At 62.5% G+C, this 3,254-nt stretch carries 4 protein-coding genes and 1 pseudogene; 4 read left to right on the top strand and 1 reads right to left on the bottom strand.

Features of this window, described 5'->3' with window-relative positions:
• The 3 genes and pseudogenes from ACESL8_RS12360 to ACESL8_RS12350 all read left to right on the top strand — a co-directional run.
• A pseudogene (locus tag ACESL8_RS12360) lies at positions 1–534 on the top strand (carbamoyl phosphate synthase large subunit); the annotation flags it as partial.
• Positions 535–628: 94 nt separating this feature from the next.
• Complete coding sequence (gene greA, locus ACESL8_RS12355; RefSeq protein ID WP_372919300.1) at positions 629–1,108, top strand: transcription elongation factor GreA; 480 nt, start codon at positions 629–631, stop codon at positions 1,106–1,108.
• A gap of 4 nt (positions 1,109–1,112) precedes the next feature.
• Positions 1,113–1,748: a rhomboid family intramembrane serine protease gene (locus ACESL8_RS12350; protein WP_372919298.1), complete on the top strand. Its 636-nt coding sequence runs from the start codon at positions 1,113–1,115 to the stop codon at positions 1,746–1,748.
• On the opposite strand, the gene ACESL8_RS12345 is transcribed toward ACESL8_RS12350, so the two are convergent.
• Positions 1,745–2,224, bottom strand: a complete 480-nt coding sequence (locus ACESL8_RS12345; RefSeq protein WP_372919296.1) for an Lrp/AsnC family transcriptional regulator — start codon at positions 2,222–2,224, stop codon at positions 1,745–1,747. The genes ACESL8_RS12350 and ACESL8_RS12345 overlap by 4 nt on opposite strands.
• A 202-nt stretch (positions 2,225–2,426) precedes the next feature.
• Here ACESL8_RS12345 and ACESL8_RS12340 point away from each other — a divergent pair.
• Positions 2,427–3,254: NAD(P)/FAD-dependent oxidoreductase (locus ACESL8_RS12340; protein ID WP_372919294.1), on the top strand; the 828-nt coding region annotated here is incomplete at its 3' end.

Here is a 3,254-nt window from a genome sequence, read left to right as displayed (position 1 = left end):
GCGCGCTTCCCCGGCGTCGATCCGGTGCTAGGCCCCGAAATGAAGTCCACCGGCGAAGTGATGGGCATCGATGCCGATTTTGCCACTGCCTTTGCCAAAAGCCAGCTCGCCGCATTTACCGTGTTGCCGCAATCGGGCCGCGTGTTCATCAGCGTGAAGGACAGCGACAAACTGCAAATCATCGAAGCTGCGCGCGATTTGGTGTCGTTGGGCTTTGAACTGGTTGCCACCTCGGGCACGCAAGCTGCGCTGAAAGCTGCCAATATCCCGGTGACGCCGGTGAACAAGGTAGCAGAAGGCCGCCCGCATATTGTCGACCGGATCAAGGATGGTGACATCGCGCTGATCTTCAACACCACCGAAGGCCTGCAATCATTGAAAGACAGCCAGTCGATCCGGGCTTCGGCGCTGTATGGCCGGGTGCCGTATTACACGACAGCGCCGGCGAGCCGCGCTGCAGTGGCGGCTATTGCTGCGATGCGGCGACGCCCGCTTGAAGTTCGGCCGCTTCAATCCTATCATCACCAACCTTGATTGGCCGCAGCACGGCCGTCTGCGGCCCCTGACGACGCCAACACGCGCCGGCAGGGGAATTTTTTGAAACGACTTGCAGGATAGTAGAGCGATCATGTCGACGATGGAAAAGGTGCCGATGCTGCCGTCGGGGCAAGCCTACCTGATCGCCCAATTGCGCAACCTGAAAGAGGTTGAGCGGCCGTCGGTGGTGCAGGCCATCGAGGAAGCGCGTGCTCATGGCGACTTGTCCGAAAACGCCGAATATCATGCTGCCAAGGAACGCCAAGGCCAGATCGAAGCGCAGCTGATCGAGATGGAAGACATGCTGGCGCGCGCCATCGTGATCGATCCGAAAACCCTGTCGGGCGACAAGGCGGTGTTTGGCGCCACAGTCCATCTGCAGGACGAGGACGACAAGCCCGTTACCTACCAGATCGTCGGCCAGCACGAAGCCGATGTGAAGGGCGGACGCATCAGCTTTTCCTCGCCGCTGGGCAAGGCGCTGATCGGGCGCCGGGTGGGTGACGAAGTCGAGGTCAACACGCCGTCGGGCGACAAATATTACCAGATCGACCGCGTTGAGTTCATCTGAACCAGTGACGGATGCTGCGGCGCCGGAGGCTGATCACCCAGCCACGGTGATGCGCGTGCTCGTGGTGATGAACGCGATTGTTGCCATCCTGATGGGTCTGGCCGGCAGCAACGCGCGCGAAATGCTGCTGTTTTGGGGCGGGTTGGTGCCGGCGCGGCTGACGCTGGCAATGGACGGTGTCGTGCCGGCCTTCAGTGCCGCCGCCACCTTGCTTGGCCACATGTTTCTCCATGGCGGCGCAGCCCACCTGGTCATGAACATGGTGATGCTGATCGCGATCGGCCGCATCCTTGAACCCGTGCTGGGCAGCCGGCGTTTTCTCGCGCTTTATGTGTTGTCGGGCCTGGCGGGCGGCCTTGCTGAATGGGCCTGGTCTCCAATGAGCACCGTGCCCGCTGTTGGCGCGTCGGGCGCAATTTCTGGATTGGTGGCGGCGCAGGCCATGCTGTTCGGCCGCAGCCAGCGCAGCCCGCTGGAGCAGGCGCTTGGGCTGGGCACGGCGTGGGTGGTGCTTCAGGTGGCGGCCGGCGCGGCGCTGGCCGGGCCGGATATGCGGATCGCCATCATGGCGCACATCGGCGGGTTTGTCGCAGGGCTGGCGTTGGCGCTGCCGCTGGGGCGCGGCGCAGAGCGCGGTTAATCTACCGGCACGCCGGGCCGTGACAGTGCGGTACGGATGACGAAGCTGGTTTTCACGCTTTCGACATTGGGCGCGGGCGTCAATTCGCTGGTCAGGAAGCGCTGAAATTCCTGCAGATCGTGGGCGACGACCTTCAGGATGAAATCGATTTCACCATTGAGCATGTGACATTCGCGGACCTGGGGCAGGGCGGAGATATGTTCTTCAAAGGCCTTCAGATCGGCTTCGGCCTGGCTTTTCAGGCTGACCATGGCAAACACGGTGATGCCATAGCCCAGCGCCACCGAATCCAGATCGGCATGATAGCCCCTGATGACGCCGTTTTCCTCCAGTGCGCGAACGCGGCGCAGGCAGGGCGGGGCGGTGAGGCCGGCGCGCGTGGCGAGATCGACGTTGGTGATGCGCCCTTCGGCCTGCAGGTGGCGCAGGATAACGCGATCGATATCGTCGATCGGCAGCCGCGAACGATGCACCATTGGGCAACTCCCCATCCCAAACCCGTCGTTCTTGATAACATTGTTTCAATATCGCGCAAGATGCAGATTGGCCCAAGGCCAGTTCCGGCAAGCCTTGTCGCATTGCTGAGCCGAGGCGGTGTGCAGGCTGGAAATATCGGCCAATTGCCCTAATTCACTCGCCACACAGCCGGGCCGTCCGGCGCACAGGAGATTCGCATTCATGTCCCGTCACGCCAAGGTCTTGATTATCGGTTCCGGCCCGGCTGGATATACCGCCGCCGTTTATGCCGCGCGTGCCCTGCTGGACCCGGTGCTGATCCAGGGTTTGCAGCCCGGCGGCCAATTGACCATCACCACCGAAGTGGAAAACTGGCCGGGTGATACCATGGTGATGGGGCCCGACCTGATGATCCGCATGGAGGCGCAGGCCCGCCATGTCGGCACCGAGATCATCACCGATATCGTGACCAAGGTTGACCTTTCCAGCCGCCCGTTCGTGCTGGAAACGGACAGCGGCGAGGGCTGGACGGCGGACACCATCGTGATCGCCACCGGCGCCCAGGCGCGCTGGCTGGGCCTGCCCAGCGAAACCCGGTATCGCGGTTTTGGCGTTTCGGCCTGCGCCACCTGTGATGGGTTTTTCTTCCGCGGCAAGGAAGTCGCCGTTGTGGGCGGTGGCAACACCGCAGTGGAGGAGGCGATGTTCCTTACCAAATTTGCCTCCAAGGTGCATTTGATCCACCGCCGCGGTGAACTGCGCGCCGACAAGACCAATCAAGCCCGTCTGGACAGCAATCCCAAGGTGGAAATGCACTGGCACGCCGAAGTGACCGATGTGCAGGGGCAGGACAAGCCGTTGAAGGTGGAAGGCATCACGCTGGCCGACACGCGCGACGGCAGCACCCGCCATCTGAAGGTGGACGGGCTTTTCGTCGCCATCGGCCACGTACCGGCAACCGGCCTGTTTGCCGGGCAGATGGAAATGGACGAAGAGGGTTATATCCTCACCGTGCCCGACAGCACGGCCACCAGCGTGCGCGGCGTGTTT

The organism is Sandarakinorhabdus sp. (assembly GCF_041689835.1).
In the GTDB taxonomy this organism is placed as follows: domain Bacteria; phylum Pseudomonadota; class Alphaproteobacteria; order Sphingomonadales; family Sphingomonadaceae; genus Sandarakinorhabdus.
Note: the sequence above shows the minus strand (reverse complement) of the source record. Positions and strands in the feature narration are given on the sequence as shown.

What these genes read in the sequence shown, in the direction of transcription:
- greA (WP_372919300.1), top strand. Translation starts at nt 629, where the DNA reads ATGTCGACGATGGAAAAGGTGCCGATGCTGCCGTCGGGGCAAGCCTAC.
- ACESL8_RS12345 (WP_372919296.1), bottom strand. Translation starts at nt 2,224, where the DNA reads ATGGTGCATCGTTCGCGGCTGCCGATCGACGATATCGATCGCGTTATC.